At 70.2% G+C, this 16,230-nt stretch carries 19 protein-coding genes and 1 pseudogene; 9 read left to right on the top strand and 11 right to left on the bottom strand.

The genetic code is table 11. The features are described from left to right. Positions 1-915 (bottom strand): helix-turn-helix transcriptional regulator (locus tag VG869_03410; protein HEV3450230.1); only part of this gene is annotated, 915 nt, incomplete at its 3' end. Between the two features lie 154 nt (positions 916-1,069). On the opposite strand from VG869_03410, the gene VG869_03405 reads away from it, so the two are divergent. Then, entirely contained in the window at positions 1,070-1,786 is a 717-nt protein-coding gene (locus VG869_03405; protein HEV3450229.1) for an SDR family oxidoreductase, read from the top strand. Positions 1,787-1,803: 17 nt separating this feature from the next. Here VG869_03405 and VG869_03400 read toward each other — a convergent pair whose 3' ends face one another. Further along, entirely contained in the window at positions 1,804-2,658 is an 855-nt protein-coding gene (locus VG869_03400) for an SDR family NAD(P)-dependent oxidoreductase (GenBank protein ID HEV3450228.1), read from the bottom strand. Between the two features lie 160 nt (positions 2,659-2,818). Between VG869_03400 and VG869_03395 the strand changes: the two genes are divergently transcribed. Next, positions 2,819-3,277 (top strand): hypothetical protein, encoded by a 459-nt coding sequence (locus VG869_03395; protein ID HEV3450227.1) that lies wholly within the window; start codon positions 2,819-2,821, stop codon positions 3,275-3,277. A 316-nt stretch (positions 3,278-3,593) separates the two neighbouring features. After that, positions 3,594-4,880, top strand: coding sequence for a hypothetical protein (locus VG869_03390; GenBank protein HEV3450226.1), 1,287 nt, complete (start codon positions 3,594-3,596; stop codon positions 4,878-4,880). Positions 4,881-5,958: 1,078 nt separating this feature from the next. Here VG869_03390 and VG869_03385 read toward each other — a convergent pair. The 5 genes from VG869_03385 to nthB form a co-directional block, all read right to left on the bottom strand. Continuing rightward, positions 5,959-6,246, bottom strand: coding sequence for a hypothetical protein (locus tag VG869_03385; protein HEV3450225.1), 288 nt, complete (start codon positions 6,244-6,246; stop codon positions 5,959-5,961). Between the two features lie 142 nt (positions 6,247-6,388). Next, positions 6,389-6,847, bottom strand: coding sequence for an Hsp20/alpha crystallin family protein (locus VG869_03380; protein ID HEV3450224.1), 459 nt, complete (start codon positions 6,845-6,847; stop codon positions 6,389-6,391). Positions 6,848-7,149: 302 nt separating this feature from the next. Continuing rightward, complete coding sequence (locus tag VG869_03375) at positions 7,150-7,461, bottom strand: nitrile hydratase accessory protein (protein ID HEV3450223.1); 312 nt, start codon at positions 7,459-7,461, stop codon at positions 7,150-7,152. Then, on the bottom strand, positions 7,458-8,063 hold the full coding sequence (gene nthA, locus VG869_03370) for a nitrile hydratase subunit alpha (protein ID HEV3450222.1): 606 nt from the start codon (positions 8,061-8,063) through the stop codon (positions 7,458-7,460). Before nthA ends, VG869_03375 begins: the two co-directional genes overlap by 4 nt. Further along, positions 8,060-8,689 (bottom strand): nitrile hydratase subunit beta, encoded by a 630-nt coding sequence (gene nthB, locus VG869_03365; GenBank protein HEV3450221.1) that lies wholly within the window; start codon positions 8,687-8,689, stop codon positions 8,060-8,062. The genes nthA and nthB overlap by 4 nt, the downstream gene beginning before the upstream one ends. 216 nt (positions 8,690-8,905) lie before the next feature. On the opposite strand from nthB, the gene VG869_03360 reads away from it, so the two are divergent. Continuing rightward, complete coding sequence (locus VG869_03360; GenBank protein ID HEV3450220.1) at positions 8,906-9,712, top strand: nickel-binding protein; 807 nt, start codon at positions 8,906-8,908, stop codon at positions 9,710-9,712. Positions 9,713-9,748: 36 nt separating this feature from the next. Here VG869_03360 and VG869_03355 read toward each other — a convergent pair whose 3' ends face one another. Then, a complete protein-coding gene (locus VG869_03355) occupies positions 9,749-10,390 on the bottom strand; it encodes a hypothetical protein (protein ID HEV3450219.1) in 642 nt (213 codons plus the stop codon). 264 nt (positions 10,391-10,654) lie between these two features. On the opposite strand from VG869_03355, the gene VG869_03350 reads away from it, so the two are divergent. The 5 genes from VG869_03350 (at position 10,655) to VG869_03330 (ending at position 14,426) form a co-directional block, all read left to right on the top strand. Beyond that, on the top strand, positions 10,655-10,960 hold the full coding sequence (locus VG869_03350) for a hypothetical protein (protein HEV3450218.1): 306 nt from the start codon (positions 10,655-10,657) through the stop codon (positions 10,958-10,960). Positions 10,961-11,112: 152 nt separating this feature from the next. After that, on the top strand, positions 11,113-11,451 hold the full coding sequence (locus tag VG869_03345) for a hypothetical protein (GenBank protein HEV3450217.1): 339 nt from the start codon (positions 11,113-11,115) through the stop codon (positions 11,449-11,451). Positions 11,452-11,562: 111 nt separating this feature from the next. Beyond that, complete coding sequence (locus VG869_03340) at positions 11,563-12,522, top strand: hypothetical protein (protein ID HEV3450216.1); 960 nt, start codon at positions 11,563-11,565, stop codon at positions 12,520-12,522. A gap of 129 nt (positions 12,523-12,651) precedes the next feature. Next, on the top strand, positions 12,652-13,086 hold the full coding sequence (locus tag VG869_03335; GenBank protein HEV3450215.1) for a VOC family protein: 435 nt from the start codon (positions 12,652-12,654) through the stop codon (positions 13,084-13,086). A 284-nt stretch (positions 13,087-13,370) separates the two neighbouring features. Continuing rightward, positions 13,371-14,426 (top strand): zinc-binding dehydrogenase, encoded by a 1,056-nt coding sequence (locus tag VG869_03330; GenBank protein HEV3450214.1) that lies wholly within the window; start codon positions 13,371-13,373, stop codon positions 14,424-14,426. Between the two features lie 61 nt (positions 14,427-14,487). Here VG869_03330 and VG869_03325 read toward each other — a convergent pair whose 3' ends face one another. The 3 genes and pseudogenes from VG869_03325 to VG869_03315 form a co-directional block, all read right to left on the bottom strand. After that, on the bottom strand, positions 14,488-15,663 hold the full coding sequence (locus VG869_03325) for a lipid-transfer protein (GenBank protein ID HEV3450213.1): 1,176 nt from the start codon (positions 15,661-15,663) through the stop codon (positions 14,488-14,490). Next, on the bottom strand, positions 15,660-15,920 hold the full coding sequence (locus VG869_03320; protein HEV3450212.1) for an OB-fold domain-containing protein: 261 nt from the start codon (positions 15,918-15,920) through the stop codon (positions 15,660-15,662). The genes VG869_03325 and VG869_03320 overlap by 4 nt, the downstream gene beginning before the upstream one ends. A gap of 6 nt (positions 15,921-15,926) precedes the next feature. Next, positions 15,927-16,100: pseudogene (locus VG869_03315) on the bottom strand (zinc ribbon domain-containing protein). Positions 16,101-16,230: the final 130 nt, after the last annotated feature.

Below are 16,230 nucleotides of genomic sequence, written 5' to 3'. Positions count from 1 at the left end.
GTCGTTGTCGTGCGGGCTGGCCTGGCTGTCGTGCGCGGGGCTGGTGGCCCAGCTGGCGAGCAGGCTCAGTGCGTCGTGCGAGGGGGAACCGGGCTCGGTGGTGTAGGTGAGCAGGCTCTGGCTCGGTTCGGCGGGGATCGGGAAGGACTCGAACGGGAGATCGAGGTCCCCGACGACCGGGTGGCGGATGAGCTTGACGCCGGTGGTGTGGATCCGGACGTTGTGGGCGGCCCACCGGACCCGGAACTGGTCGCTGCGGGTGGACAGCTCCCCGATCAGGTCCGACAGCCCGCGGTCGTAGGGATCGCGGCCGGCCTCGGCACGCAGCATGGCGACGGTGTCGCTGGCGACCTTGTCCCAGTCGCGGAAGAACTCGGTGGCGTGCGGGTCGAGGAAGAGGAACCGGGCGTTGTTGGCCGGCCGGACCGGGTCGGCGTAGACCGGTGAGTAGAGCGCGTACCCCAGGGCGTTGGCGGTCAGGATGTCCAGCCGGCCGTTAAGCACGAGCGCGGGCGTGCCGGTCATCGAGTCGATGACCCGCTGGACCGCGGGCCGGACGTGTTGCGGGGCAGGCCTTCGGCGCGGCCGGCTGGTACGGCCGGCGGTCCGGATCAGGTCGAGCAGGTGCGTCCGCTCAGCGTCATCGAGCTGCAGCGCGTGCGCGATGCCGTCGATGACGCTCTCAGAGACGCCGGTGGCGTTGCCGCGCTCGAACCGGGTGTAGTACTCGGTTGAGATCCCGGCGAGGACGGCGACCTCCTCGCGGCGCAGGCCCGATACCCGTCGGTGCTCGCCGCGATAGACGGGCAGCCCGGCCTGCCCGGGGCTGATCCTGGCCCGGCGCGTGCTCAGGAACGCCCGGATCTGGCCGCGGACGTCGCCGCGGATGTCGCCCGCGTCGCTCTTGCCTGCCATGTCTGCCACTGTACGAGAGGTCCCGCATCGCTGGGGGTCCCTGCTAGTGACCCTCTCATCAGGGTCTGCCACCTCACCGCGCCGGCTGGTTCCGTAGACAATGCCTGCGAAAGACGCGGCGTGCGGCACATCAACCAGAAGGACCTGCACTGACATGACTGACAAGAAGGTTTGGCTCATCACCGGCGCCGGCCGCGGCATGGGCGCCGACATCGCCAAGGCCGCACTCACGGCCGGTCACGCTGTGGTCGCCACCGGGCGCAACACCGGCACCGTCACAGCGGCCCTGGGCCAGGACGACGACCTCCTGGCCGTCAAGCTCGACGTCACCGACCCCGCCGACGCCGAGGCGGCCGTCCAGGCGGCGCTCCGACGGTTCGGCCGCATCGACGTGCTGGTCAACAACGCCGGCATCGCTCCGGTTCCACCCTCGTTGCGCGAGGTGACGGCCGAGCTCTTCGACAAGACCGTCGCCGTCAACCTGAAGGGCCCGCTCCGACTCACCGCCCTCGCCGCTGAGCACATGACCGAGGGTGGGACCGTCATCAACATCAGCTCGACCGCCTCGCTGCATGCCGTGCCGTCGACCGTCGTCTACGCGGCGGCGAAGGCGGGGCTGAACGCCCTCACGAAGGCGGCCGCCGCCGAGTACGGGCCGCGAGGAATCCGGGTGAACGCGATCGTCTGCGGCACCTTCCATACCGACAGCTTCCACCACGGGAAATCGCTCGAGGTGCAGGAAGACCTGGCCGCCAACGTCGGTCTCCGTCGGATCGCATCAGCCGACGAGATCGTCGGCACCGCGCTCTTTCTCGCCAGCGAAGCATCGGCCTACCTCTCGGGGGAGCTGGTCGTGCTCGACGGCGGCTGAGCCGCCACCCGGGGCGCTCAGGCGCGGTCGAGTCGGTCGAGCCGGTCGAAGGCGGCGTCGATGGCGTCGCGCCGCTTCTGGTACTCGGGCCGGTACGAGCCGTGGGTCAGCACGTAGGGCTGGTTGGCCAGGAGCTCGTCGAGCAGGTGGCGGACGGCGTGGTCCGCGGTGACGAGATCGCGGTCGCTCATCGGGAGGCTCGCCATCATCGCCTCGATGTCGTCGGGCAGCGTCACCGACTCGCCGAGGTCGGCGGGGCGGGCGCGCGCGCTGCTCTCGAGATGTCGGGTCGTCATCGCGGCGGGGAAGAGCAGGGTCACGCCGATCCCTTCGTCGGCCAGCTCCAGGCGGAGGGTCTCGCCGAAGCCCATGACCGCGAACTTCGTGGCCTGGTAGGCGCCCAGCCGCACGCTCGGCACGAGGGCACCGGCGGACGAGGTCAGGACGATGTGGCGCCAGCCGGCACGCTGGCGGAGGAGGGGGAGAAACGCTCGGACCGTGCGGACCGTCCCCATGACGTTGACGTTGAGGACCCAGGTCCAGTCGTCCTCGGTCAGGCGATCGATGGCACCGAACTGCTGGACGCCCACGTTGGCGCAGACCAGGTTGCACCCGCCGAGGGTCGACGCGACGTGCTCGGCGGCGACGGCCACGGACCTGGCGTCGCCGACGTCGGTGCGCACCGACGTGGTCGCCACTCCCAGCTCGTGGGCCAGCGCAGTGGCGGTGGCCTCGGCCCGGGCCTCGTCGATGTCGAGGGCGGCGACGGCCATCGCGGCCCCCGCGAACTTCCTGGCCATGGCGGCTCCGAGGCCCGAGCCCGCGCCGGTCACCACCGCCACACCGCCAGCCAGGTCTCCGACGTGCGGCACAGCCGGGAATGTAGAGGGCTCGCCCCCGTGACGCTCGCGGGGACTTCTCGCTGGGGGAGGCTGGCTGCCCCATCGATACGCCGCTCGCGGCCGTTCCACGGCTGTAGCTCTGGACGTCAGGTCGGCCAGACTGGCGAAGGATCACCCCGAGGAGGCAGTCGTGACCGATCGGTCGGCGTTTACGGACGACGAATGGGCGGCGCTCACCGAGGCGCCGCTCCGCATCACTCTGGCCTTGGTGGCGGTCGGTGAGCACGGTCCAATCTCGGTCCTGAAGGAGACGGCGGCGAGTGCCCGGGCCACCGCCCGCCCGACCGAGCGTGGGCCGGCCGACGACCTGATCGCCCAGATCGCCCGAGCGGCCGAGAGTCGAGAGGCGCGTCACGACGTCAAGGCGCACTTGGGGCGACAGCCGCAGGAGGTCGTCACGTCGGCCCTCGCCGACCTCGAGCCTGCCGCTTCCGCTCTCGGGAAGCTCTCGGCCGAGGAGTCGGCGGAGGTCCGAGCGTGGTTCCTGGACATCGCGCAGGCCGTCGCGGCGGCGGCGAAGTCCGTCACGCCGCAGGAGCAAGACGTGCTCACGAAGCTCCAGGCGCTGTTCGGCGCTCCCCCGGCCTGAGCTGACGACCGGCGCCCGTCGGCACGACTCGCGGTCGGCGGGATCGCGAGTCCGCGCCACGGTGCCGGTGGGCTCAGGTCGCGCCGCGGTCGATGACGGTTTGGGCCTGAGAGGATGTGGGAAGCACCGCACGATCGCCCGTCTCGTGGGCCGCCACCCGGTGTGGTGACAGCGGCCCGAACCCTCCGTTCGGATCGTGAGGTCTCAGCGATCGACTCCGAGAGGCACGTCCCCCCTTCGGCCGAGACCGGAGCCGATCGCGACGCTCGGGTCCGCGCCGACGGGGCGCGGGCCGAGCTGGCGGAGTGACCGGTCCGTGATCGGCGACCGCGACCGACGCCGCGTCCGATCCCGTGTCGCCCTGATCCTGATGGTCGCGCTGCTCGCGGCCGCCGCCCTCGGAGCGGCGCCGCCGAGCGCTCCGAAGGCAACCAGCTCATGCGCGTCCACGGTCCCGAGCTCCCCGGCGGCGTACGCCGCCGCCTTCGACCAGCTTCGACACACCACTTCGTGGCTCTCAGCCGACACCGCGGTCGCGGTGCCGCTGCCCGACGGGCGAACGGTCTGGCTGTTCGGGGACACGTATGTCGGGACGCTGCGAGGCGACGGGACCATCGACCCCAACAGCCGGCTCCTCGACAACAGCTTCGTCGTGCAGAGCGGCGCCTGCCTCACTCCCCTCGAGGGCGCTCAGCCCTCAGCGCCGGGGAGCCTGATCCCCGGGGCCCCGGGGGAGGCGTACTGGCCGGCGTCGGGCGTCGTCGAGGACGGTGTCCTTCGGGTGTTTTGCACCCACGTGCGGCGCACCGGTCGCGGGCCGCTGGACTACGTGCTCCTCGACGTGCAGGTGGCGACGTTCTCCCTGCCGGGCCTCGTCCTCGAAGGCGTGCAACCCCTCCCCTTCCCGACCGGGCCGTCGGCGCTGTACGGCTCGACTTCCTTCGTCGACACCGACGGCACCGTCTACCTCTACGAAGAGAACCGGGGCGACGTCTTCGTGGCCCGCGCCCCCGTGGGCCAGATCCTGGTTCCCGGCGCCTGGCAGTTCTGGGGCGACCCCGGCACCGGGGCGACCTGGGTCCCCAACCAGGCCGAGTCCGTACCGATGCGGTGGACGAACATGCCACACCTGATTCCCGCGCCCGGGGAAGGACCGCGGGCCCAGCCGTGGGTACGCCGGTCCGGGACCGGCTACCTCGCCACCGCGAAGCTCGCCAACGCCGTGACCGACGACGTCAGCGTGTTCACCGCGCCGGCCCCCGAAGGGCCCTGGACCTATTACAGCCAGGTCGCCACGACGACGGCGACGGGGCTCATCGCCTACAACGCCTACACCCAGACCGTCCCCGGCACCGCGACACCGACCGTCGTGTACAGCACCAACCTGTCGCCCTTCACGACGCCACCGCCGTTGAGCGGCCAGACCTACGGCCCTCACTTCGTGACGCCGTTCCCCAACTCGCTCCCACCGACTCCCTCAGTGATCGAGCGTTCGGCCCGACCTCACCCTGCAGCGCCGCGTCGCGCACACCTGTCTCGCCGCCGAGCGAAGAGCCAGCCACTCGAGCGCGTCCTTCTAGATCTGCATCCATCACTGTGGTGACGCACGATGGTCATAACCGCAAGCGGTCGTGAGAGGACGGTCGAGCCGCGACGGTTGCACGAGGTTGGTCATGGAGCGCGTGCTCTTCCGACCAGCAGCCTGCGCGAGTAGAAGGTCCATCTGATGCCGTGGGGGGCAGACGATCGGGACACGCGAGCTGAGCCGCCGGTCGCGGTTCGCCCTCAGGCATCCGGGAATGGGCAGTACCGGCGATCCCGCCGGCCGGCATTCCCAACGGCGGATCCTCGAACGGCTGATCACGGCGCGCCACTCCTGGCCGGGCAGCGCTGAAGGACTCGAGGGCCGGCGCCGCTCCCGGCTATCCGTGCTTCGCCCAGGGTGCGGCCTGACCAGCGCCCTCGACTCGCGGGTCTCCACGATCGCCCGTCGCCTCGCTGCGATGCCTGGACTTCGGTCCTTGTCCCCGGTCCTGAGCCGTTTGGGCCGCACCGGCCTCCTCCGATCGCCGGGGCTATGTTGCATTCTGTGGCCGGCTTGCTACTCTGAGTGGTGGGTGGCCCAGAGGGATCCGCGGTTTCGGGCGTAAACGGCGCGACTCTCCGGCGGGGTCTGATCTGGGGGAGGACCTTGAACGCAGGGCCACGCAGAGCCCGCCCGGGCATCCGGCGGGATGCGTCGGACGTCCATTCGCCCGAATTCGGTCCAGCCCGGCACGTGACCAGGTACCCCTGGTGGCTGCGTCGGCTGGTCAATCATCGGGGGTGGAACCGCGCGCTGGACGACTGGTGGATGCTCCACTGCCCCTGGTGTGACGGGTACGGCGGCCAGGCCTGCGACTGGCATTTCCGGAAGGACACCACACCGCCCGTCGAGGCCCCCAGTGCCGCCCCGAGCCGAGTCGGAGCCCAGCCGCCACGCCCTCAGCTGAAGCCCGGTCGGCGCGAACAGTCGGACCTCGGGCTGCCAAAGACGCGCGAGGTCTCCTAGGACGCGACTTCGTCGGGCCGACGCCTCGAGGCCACGCCCCAGCTGAGTGGCGGAACGGTTGTGGTCGTCAGCGTGTTTGTCGGTGATGTCACCGCGACGGGTTGGCATCGATGAGCGCGGCCGTGTCCCGTCAGTACTCCTTCACTTCGATGGTCTCGACAATCCGCGCTTGGGGACCTGCTACGAGGCCCGCCGGTTCAACCACGCGCCAGACGTCGCGCATGGCGGCCAGGAGACCCTCCGCCTCGCTCGCGCTGTCGAACTCGAGATCGATCATGACGTAGTTCGGCTCGTCGATTGCTCGCGAGATCCAGTAGCGACGGACGCCGGACTGCTCCCTGCCGGCGGGGTCACGATCGAACGCCTCCTTCCAGCCGTCGAAGTCAGCGACTCGGTGCTCGATCCGCAGGGTGGGCATCCCGCCTCCGTGTTCTCCTGTCAACCAGCCTTGAAACGGGCGGGGGCCGATCCGATCTTCGGCGCGTGGTGAACGCGGAACCCGCGGCGCCCGGTTGGGAACGCCGCGGGTCCCGGCTCGGAGCGGTCAGCCTCCGGTCAACTCATGTGCGCTGGACGGGGACCTTGCGAGACTCGGCCTTCCCTCGATCGATCGGGATGCGGATCTCGAGGATCCCGTCACGGTAGGTCGCCTTGATGTCTTGGTCAGTGGCTCCAGGCGGGAGCGGGACGGAGCGGGCGAAGCTCCCATAGCGGAACTCGCTGCGGTAGCGGCCCTTGTCCTCGACCCTCGACTCCTGGTGTCGCTCCGCGTGGATGCGCAGCGTCTGATCGGCGACGCTGATCTCCACATCCTTGTCCGGATCCAGGCCGGCCATCTCGGCTCGAACGACGAGCGTGTTGCCGTCCTGGAACTCCTCGACTCGTATCGGGTCGGCGCCTTCCATGAGCCGATTGCGCCAGAGCTCGGGGAACCAGCGCGGGGATTGCCATTCGTCGAACCAGCGGCTCAGCCAGTCTCGCGGCGCCGGAGCCATGTCACGCTTCTCGCTCTCGGCCATGAGACCTCCTCTCGTTGACGCCCGACGTCGTCGCCGTCGGACGTTCTCGCGTCCACCCATCGTCCTCCCCGGCCGACGGTCGAGTCGAAGGCAGCAGAGAACTTTCCCCGGAATAGTGCGAAGCGACGGCCGCGGTCGCGTGCCCCGTTTCCACCTCGAGGGACCGATTCGACCGGTTGGAGCGAAATCGACGCCGTTCGCCGACGCCCGGGACACCGGTGTCGCTCGTGGCCCTGAGTCGTTCTCCTTGCAACGATCTCGGGGTCAGCAACCGCCGCCCACGCCGAATCTGGCGAGCTGCCCTACCAGGGCGGGCGCTCGGTCGGCGTCGCCGCCACGAGCGTGGCCTCGTCGGCGAGGCCGCGTTCGAGGACGAACCGCTCCAGCGCCAGCGCCCAGCTCTCGTAGTACGGACGGTCCGGATCGTCGGCGATCGCTGCGATCAGGTGCTGGCGGAAGGCCTCCCAGTCGACGCCGAGCCGCTCCACCAGCGTGACGGAGAGCGCGACGGCCCGGCCCTGCCACAGCGCGTCGAAGAGCAGCTCACCATTCGATCGGGGCAGGGCCGCACTCCCTCGCATCGAGGCGACCCGATCCTTGAACAGGTCGCTCACAGCCGCTGCACGCCGATCATCGAATCCCTGGTCACGAGGGCGGCGAGCGCGGCCTCGTCGAGCGCCTCGCTCCCAGCCGGTCGTTCAGGAAGGACGAGGTATCGCACCTCCGCACTCGAGTCCCAGACCCGGATCTCCACGTCGTCCGGGACCTCGGTCCCCATCTCGGCCAGCAGGGCACGCGGCTCGCGCACCGCCCTCGACCGATAGGCGGGGGCCTTGTACCAGGTCGGCGGCAGTCCGAGCGTCGGCCACGGGTAGCAGGAGCAGAGCGTGCACACGACGAGGTTGTGAACCGCGGGCGTGTTCTCGACGACGACCATGTGATCGCCTTCCGGTCCGCCGAAGCCCAGCTCGGCGACGGCGGCGGTGCCGTTCTCGAGCAGGCGCTGCTTGTACTCGGGATCGACCCAGGCCCGCGCGACGACTGTCGCTCCGTTGAGCGGGCTGAGGTCCTCCTCGAAGTAGCGAATCACGGCGTCGAGCGCAGCGGCGTCGACGAGGCCGCGCTCCTCGAGCACGGCCTCGATCGCCGCGACGCGCGCCTCGATCGGCGCCAGCGGCTCCGGGTGATGGTCGTGGGCGTCGTGGCTGAGGCTCACTCGCCGGCGTCCAGGTAGCTCTCCCACAAGTCGACGTGGACAACGTCGCCCGTGCCTCCGCCCTCACCCCAGAGCTCTCGCGCCGTGAACCGGACCGAGTAGGTCGGCTCCGTCCGCGTCGCGTCGCTGTGGGCTTCGACGTCGGGCACCGAGAAGGCGCCGTCGTGTCGCACCACCACGCCGAGCTTTCCCTGGGCGTACCTGGGCGCGCGCGTGTGCCCGGACGGGTGCCACTCGCGCACCCGGACGTGTGCTCCCACCGGGTAGCGCGGCTCGGCGCGATCGAGCCCCGCCTCGGGCGCGACGCCCCGGTTCGGCCGCGAGCGAGGGAACCGGCCCCCGGCTCGTCGGTCGAGCTCCGCGGCGTCGACGACGCCACCCTCCACGAGCAGGGTGGCGAGGCCGGTCAGCCAGTGCTCGTAGTAGGGGGAAGCGAGATAGTGCGCCGGTTCCATGCGCTCGATGCTGTGGCGGAACGTCCCGCCGTTGGCGAGTCCAGCCATCACGACCGCGGCGTTGGCCCGGAACACGCGTCGCTCCCAGTCCTCGTGGAACACCGGCTCGTCGCGCTCCGGCTCGACGGGCCCGAAGCCGTCGAGTCCGCCCACGTCATGGACGCCGTCCACTCCGGCACCGTACCGCGCCCCCCGGCCGTGCACTGGAGCTGGTCGTCGTCCGCAGCGCGCGGGTCGCCCGCGACCGCGCGATCCGAGCTGATGCGCGGTCACCACGTCCGGTGGCGTCCGACGGCAGGACTCCGAGGCGTGCCGCGCCGCCGGGGCGTCGCGCCGTGGCGATCGGGTGCTGCCGGACTCGCCCACCTCTATGCTCTCGCTGTGCCGATGTTCATGGACCGCCACGCTCCCATCGACATCTCCCCCGAGGAGCTGGCGGCGGCGCACCAGCTCGACCTCGAGGCCCAGGACAAGTACGGCGTCCACTACCACACCTACTGGTTCGACCCCGATCGCCGGTCGGTGTTCTGCCTCGCCGAGGGACCCAGCAAGGACGCCGTCGAGGCCGTCCACCGGGAGTCGCACGGCGTCATGGCCGACTTCATCGTGGAGGTCGACCCCAACGTTCCGCTGAACGCGATGTTCGGATCGCTACCCGCCCACCCTCCCGGCGAGGCCTACACCGCACAAGCGATGCGGACGATCGTCTTCACCGACGTCTGTGGATCGGTGGCGCAGACGCACGACCTCGGCGACGAGGGCCACGTCGCCCTGTTGCACGAGCACGACGAGATCGTCCGTGCCGAGCTGGCGCGGCACAACGGCCGAGAGGTCAAGCACACCGGCGACGGACTCATGGCCTCGTTCGCTTCGGTGAGTGCCGCCGTCGCATGTGCCATCGCGGTCCAGGCCGCGCTGCGAGAGCGAAACGAGCACGCGCCGACGCCACTGCACGTGAGCATCGGCATCAGTGCCGGGGAGCCGGTCACCGACGACAACGACGACCTGTTCGGTGCCGCGGTTCAGCTGGCGGCGCGGCTGTGCGACGCCGCGCCGGCCGGGGACATCGTCGTGTCGATCGCCGTCCGCGAGCTCTGCATGGGCAAGCAGTTCCGATTCGAGGATCGGGGCACGATCCCGATCAAGGGCTTGCCAGAGTTGACCCAGGCCTACGCGGTGACGTGGCGCGACTGACCTGTCGCTCCAGCCTCGCGAATGCTTAGCGAATGCTTACGATCCGCCCTGCGGCTTCTCGTCCGCCACCGCCTGATCCCAGTCGATGACCACGGCGTTCGGGTCGCTCCCGATCTTGACCGGGACGTGCGAGCCGGGAAAGAGGAACGGCAAGGCCGCGGGTGGCGTGGGGTTGCCGACCTGGATCTGGTAGGGGTCCTTCCCCTCTGGCATGACGGTGAGGGCGTACGCGTAGAGGTCGACGCCGGCGGGGTTCTTCTTGCCCAGCGGCTGCCACTGGACGATGACCGCACGTGCCGGTGCGCCGGTGGCGAGCAGCTCCGCGGCCGAGTGGCTGCCCTGACCGGCCGGCGTCGTCACCGTCGGGGGCTCGGCGCTGAAGTCGATGGCGACCTGGGTGAGGTCGTCCGGGTTGGCCCGGACGGCGACGGTCGAGGCTCCGGGCTGGATCTGGGCGATCTCGATCTCGGGGATCCGTTGCTTGCAGGTCGCCGTGTACGGGTCCTTGCCGTCGAGCGACACCTCCATGGTGAAGATGCACGTCCGCTGGACCAGCCCGTTCCCGGTCTGGAGGGTGGTCCCCGTCAGCTTGACGTCGGTGATGATGCCCCGGCCGGGGAGTCCGGTCTGGAGCAGCTTCTTGTCGGCGCCGCCGGTGATCTTGCTCAAGAGTCCCATAACCGAACGGTAGAGAGAGCCCGGGCGAGGCGCCTGAGTAGTCGCTACTCAACTCGTCGCCGGACAACGGAGGCGACGCCCATCCGCCCCGGCCCACCACCGCTCGTCGCCGCCCGAACGTCCAGAGCGTCGGACCGGCCCTCGGGCCGCGGCCGCCCAAGCGGGGCGGGCCATCCCGCTCGATGACGCGCCCGCGGGCGGCGTCGCGGGACGATGGCGTCTCGCCCTCGATTGACCAGCAGCGCCGCGGCGTAGCCTGGGCGTGTGACGACCACGAGCGAGCGGCTGGGTGCGGTGCGGCTCAAGATCGACGGTGCGCTCGACGTGGTCCGAGGCGACGACGGTGCCTCCCCGGTGCTCGTCGCCGTGGTGAAGGAGTTCGCGGAGAAGGCCGAGAAGGCGACCGCGGACACGGACGAGCAGCGGGCCGTCGTCGAGCTGGAGCAGGCCGGCGACAGCGCCAAGGTGGCGGCCGAGGCCGACGCCGGCGCCTCAGCGGCCACCCGCCAGGCGGTCCTCGACGCCCATCTTGCGATCTGCATCGCCAAGGCCAAGCTCTCGCCGGCTTAGCCCGGCAACGTCACCGGCGACACCCGGACATCCGTACATCGAAGGGAAGGGTTGCGGTCCTGCGTGACGTCGACCCGCGGTCCATCAAACCGCGAGTCAGAAGACGAACACCGGCTTTGGCTCCCTCGGATGGCGTACTCGCGGAGGAAGCGATGGACGACGACGAGGCACGAGAGCTGCTCCGGACGGAACGAGCTCGGGTGCAACAGCTCCTGGACGCGACGGTCGCGGCAGGACAGGACGACCGAACGGCGGCCAACGAGGACGGAGATATCACGGACCCGGCGGAGCCGCTGATCACCGAGCAGACCGACGACGCGGTCGCGGCCTCTCTCTCGGAGCGCCTCGAAGCAATCCGCAGGGCAGAAGCGCGGCTCGTCGAGGGAACGTTTGGCCGGTCCGTCCGCAGCGGGCTGCCGATCCCCGACGACCGTCTCCGGGCCGATCCGGCCGCAGAGCTCACGATCGAGGAGGCTCGGCGAGGGCCCTAGTCGCGCCCTCGCTGGTCACTTCGGTTGGCGAGGAGTCCTCCTCGGTGCACCCCACGCGCCATCGCCGGAGGACCGCGCCATCTTTTGGACCGGGCGGTAGCGTCCGGCTCAATGCCTGATCCGACGTCTGGCCGACTGCGACGACTCGCGGAGGACCTCGACGAGAGCGGCCTGCGCCTGGATCGAGACGAGGGCCTCCGCGAGATACTGCTCGTAGAGGTCGATCATGCGATCCGCCCCGGAGTCCACGAGCGGCGCGTTGCAAGCACCGGCACGATCCTTGAGCCCAAGTCGGATCCCACCACATGGGCGTCCGGCGTGCAGCTCGACATCACTCGGGGGCCCGTGGGTCAGCAACCGTTGTCGGACGCTCGACGCTTCGCCGATGGGCTCTCGAGTTGGCTCCTGCGCCGCACGGACGGCACGAACGAGTGGATGGTGTTCGACCGGCCCGCCGGCTCGGAGCGTGATCTCGTCGTCCTGGCCGACGTGCTCGAGGCCATGATCGTGCAGCGCCACCCGACCGGGTCCGTCCGGGTCGTCGGGAGGTTCGGCGTCCTTCGCTGGCAGGGCCTCACCTGGCACCACGAACCACCGGTGTCCAGCTGGATCGACGCTGTCACCGCCAGCTCGGAACACGGCGATCCCGAGGTCCTCGAGGCGATGCTGGAGTTCGCCGTCCACGACCTCGGATCGAGAGGGATCGGGTCGCTACTCATCTATCGGCCCGATCCCGAGCCCGGTCCCCCGGTCGAGGAACGCCTCCCGACGCCGCCACCCTTGCGCATCCGCCGGGCTCCTCACCTCGCCCCGCTCCGACATGCCCTCGCCCAGATCGACGGCGCAGCCGTGTTCGACGCCGAGGGGGTGCTGCGGCAACTCGGCGTGCGGCTGGTGCCGAGCAACGCGGCCGAAGCGACCGTCGAGGCGCTCGGAGGTACCCGCCACACGTCCGGCCGCCGCTACAGCTACGACGATCCTCTCGCCACCGTGATCGCGGTGAGCGACGACGGTCCGGTCTCGGTCCTCCGCAACGGCGCCGTGCTCGGCCGCTCCCACGGCGGAGGGTGAGGCGAGGAGTAGACGCGAGACCTCGAAGCACCCGGGCGCGACGACACTGAGGTTGACCCCGGCTCGCCAACCTCACTTGCCGAACCCTGGTCGGCCCACGAGACTTCCAGCCCGGAGGGGAGGTAGCTGATGAAGATCAGGGCGCTCGGCCACGTGGTGCTGCAGGTCCGTGATCGTGAGCGATCGGAGGGCTTTTACAACGGTTTGCTCGGGCTACCCATCGCGGCCAGCTATGAGTCGCTCATGACCTTCTTCACACTGGGCAACCATCACGACTTTGCCGTGGTGGAGGTTGGCAAGGATGCTCCCAACGCACAGCCCACGAGCCCGGGCCTGGCGCACGTCGCGTTCAAAGTCGGAGATTCGATGGACGAACTCCGCGCTGTCAAGCAAGAGCTTGAAGCGGCAGGCGCGACCATCGACAGCGTCATGGATCACACCGTGTCGCAAAGCCTCTACCTTCGGGACCCCGATGGAAACACGGTCGAGCTCTATATCGACACGTCTGACGTGTGGAAGACGGATCCCCAAGCGGTCGCGGCGATCAAGCCCCTGACGCTCTGACCTCGACGCTCCTCGAACCACACGCGAGTCGCGGTTTCCACGCTCGCGAGTCGGGGACGTCCCAGCCGCGATAGCCCGAAGGATCAAGCTCGTCGGGCCGCACCACGGAGTCCCGGCGATGTTCAGCTGCAAGCGGCGACGCCCGCGGGAGCGGTCACGCCCAGCCTCGCGATCACGCCCAGGTTCACGGGCTGACATCGGGCGCTCCGCGGCCTGCAGCAGCAGCCGCGGCCTACGGGCCGCCGCCCACGCTGAGGAGCAGCAGCCACCGGTAGGTTCGCGGCGTGCGAGCGTGGCGCGTGCACCGGTTCGGTCGTCCGTCGGAAGCGCTCGCGCTGGACGACGTGGACGACCCCATCCCGAGGACTGGCGAGGTGCTGATCCGCAACACCGCCAGCGCACTGAACTACAACGAGGTCGACGGCTGCTACGGGCGCTACCGCACCGTCAACCCGCCGTTGCCGTACACGCTCGGTATGGAGCTGACCGGGGTCGTCGAGGCGGCCGGGCCGGGCCAGGAGTCGTGGCAGGGGCGACGCGTCGTGGCCACCGCCGCGGGTGCAGTCGGGGCCCACGCCGAGCTCGTCGCCTGCACCGCCGACATGACCTTCGACGCCCCGGCTGCGCTGCCGGGCACCGACGCCGCCGCCTTCTTCTTTCCCTTCCACCTGGCCTGGCTGGGGCTTCACGAACGGGGCCGGGTGCAGGCCGGCGAGACCGTGCTCGTCCAGGCGGCGGCTGGCGGGATCGGATCGGCAGCCGTCCAGCTGGCGACGGTGGCCGGCGCACGCGTGATCGCGGTGGCCGGCGGCGAACAGAAGACCGCCCTGTGCAAGGAACTCGGCGCCGACGTCACCGTGGACCACACCGCGGCCGACGTGCTCCAAGCCGTGAACGAGGCGACCCACGGGCGGGGCGTCGACGTCGTCTTCGATGGCGTGGGCGGCGACACCTTCCCGGTCTCGATCCGTTGCCTGGCCCGGAACGGGCGGCACCTGATGATCGGCTTCTCGGCCGGCATCGAGACGGAAGACCAGGGCGTGATCGTCCCCCGGCCGCTCATGTTCGGCAACGTGTCAGTGCTCGGCGTGCTCCTCGCCTACTCGAGCGACCCCGCGGCTGCACGAGCGGCTTCGGGCTACAACCTCGTCCCCCGCGCCGTGGGTGAGAAGGTCCAGGCGGCCCTCACCGACCTCCTCGAGCGCGGCGAGATCCGCCCCGTCATCGGTCACCGTGCGCCGTTCGAGGAGCTGCCCACCGCCCTCGACGCCATGGCCCGACGGGCCACGATCGGCCGCACCATCGTCGAGATCGGTCCCACGCCGTCCGCGGCCGCGTGACCTCGGCTTCGGCAGCGGAACGTCGGACTGGCTTCACGCGCCCGAGCGCCGAACCTGGGGCTCACCGGGTGAGGACCGCGCCCGTGCGGCTCGAAGTCACGAGCACGGTGCGCGCGCTGGTCACCTGGTTGACTGCCGTGCCCCGCAGCTGGCGGGTCGCCTCGAGCACCAGGTTCAGGCCGTGGATGTAACCCTCACCGATGAGGCCGCCGTTGGTGTTGCACGGCAGCGCACCGTCGAGGGCGAGGTTGCCGTCGGCCACGAAGTCCTTGGCGAGGCCGCGATCGCAGAAGCCGAGCGCCTCGATCTGCATCAGCAGGATCGGCGAGAAGGCGTCGTAGATCATGGCGGCGTCAATGTCCTCGCGGCGGAAGCCGGCCTCTCCGTCGAAGAGGCGACGGGCGAGCGCGACGGATCCGGCCATCACCGAGAGGTCCGAGAGGTAGTGATCGGATGCGATCTCCTGCTCGAAGAGCCCCGCGCCGGTCGCGGCGCCGATCACGACCGGGACCTTCGCGAGATCGGCGGCGTGCTCGCGGCGGGTGATCACGAGGGCCGCCGACCCGTCGGTCTCCTGGCAGCAGTCGAAGAGCCGGATGCACGGCTCGGCGATCCAACGCGAGCCCTGGTGGGCATCGAGCGTGATCGGTCGTCCGAAGCCCCAAGCCGCAGGATTCGTTGCCGCGTACTCACGGAGCTGGACCACGGCCCGTCCAAAGTCGACGCTCCGCACGCCGTACTCGTGCATGTATCGGGTGGCGTTCAGCGCCATCCAGGACGCCGGCGTGATCACGCCGAAGGGCATGCACCACTGCATCGCCGTCGTGCCCGAGTGGCCGGCGGTGGGGCCCGGGGCGATCTTGGGAGCGCCGAAGCGGCTGGCGCCGGAGCGGGCCCGGATGGCGCGATAGGCGACGACCACGTCGGCCGCGCCGCTGATCACCGCGGAGGCCGCGTGGAGCAGGACACCCATCGAACCGCCGCCGCCGTAGGGCACCCGGCTCGACCAGGCGATCTCCTGGAACCCGACTGAGCGCACGAGCTCCGTCTCCTCGACGGGATCGATGGTGTAGCTCACGAGTCCGTCGACGTCCGCCGGCTCGAGACCGGCGTCTCCGAGGGCGGCTCGGATGGCCTCACAGGCGAGCTGCAGCTCGCTCCGCCCGGCGTCGCGCGAGAACTCCGTGCTGCCGATTCCAGCAATCGCGGCCGCGCGCGGGAGCAGTGCGGCGCTCACTCGAGCCCGGCCCCCCTCGCCGGCCGAAAGACCGGCACCCGGCCTTCGTCGATCGTCGGCTCGAACTCGACCTCCAAGGACATCCCGATGTGGACGTCCTCCGGAGCCACCCGGGTGAGGTTCGACACGATCCGCACGCCCTCTTCGAGGTCGACGAGCGCGGCGATCACCGGGTAGTCGAAGGCCGGATGCTGCGGGTGGTGGAGGATGGCGTAGCTGTAGAGCGTCCCGCGTCCCGAGAGGGCGATGACCTCCACCGCGAGCGAGTGGCAAGACGGACACATCGGTCGCGGCGGGTGCCGCAGCCGCTGGCAGCCACCACACCGCTGAGCCACGAGACGACCGTCGGCCGCCCCCTCCCAGAAGAACTGACTGTCGGCCGTCGCGATTGGGGGCGGTCGTCGCGGCGGGGGCGCCTCCCGATCTGCTTGCGGCACGGCAACATAGTACTTAGTATGTAGGCCGTACGCCAAGGTGTTGACTCTCGGGAGGCGACATGGCCGGTACGCGACTCATCTCCGCTGATTCACACGTCGCGGTGAGCCTCGATTCCATTCGTCAGCGCCT

This window comes from Acidimicrobiia bacterium, assembly GCA_035948415.1.
Lineage (GTDB): Bacteria > Actinomycetota > Acidimicrobiia > IMCC26256 > PALSA-555 > PALSA-555.
This window is presented reverse-complemented; position numbering and strand designations above follow the sequence as displayed.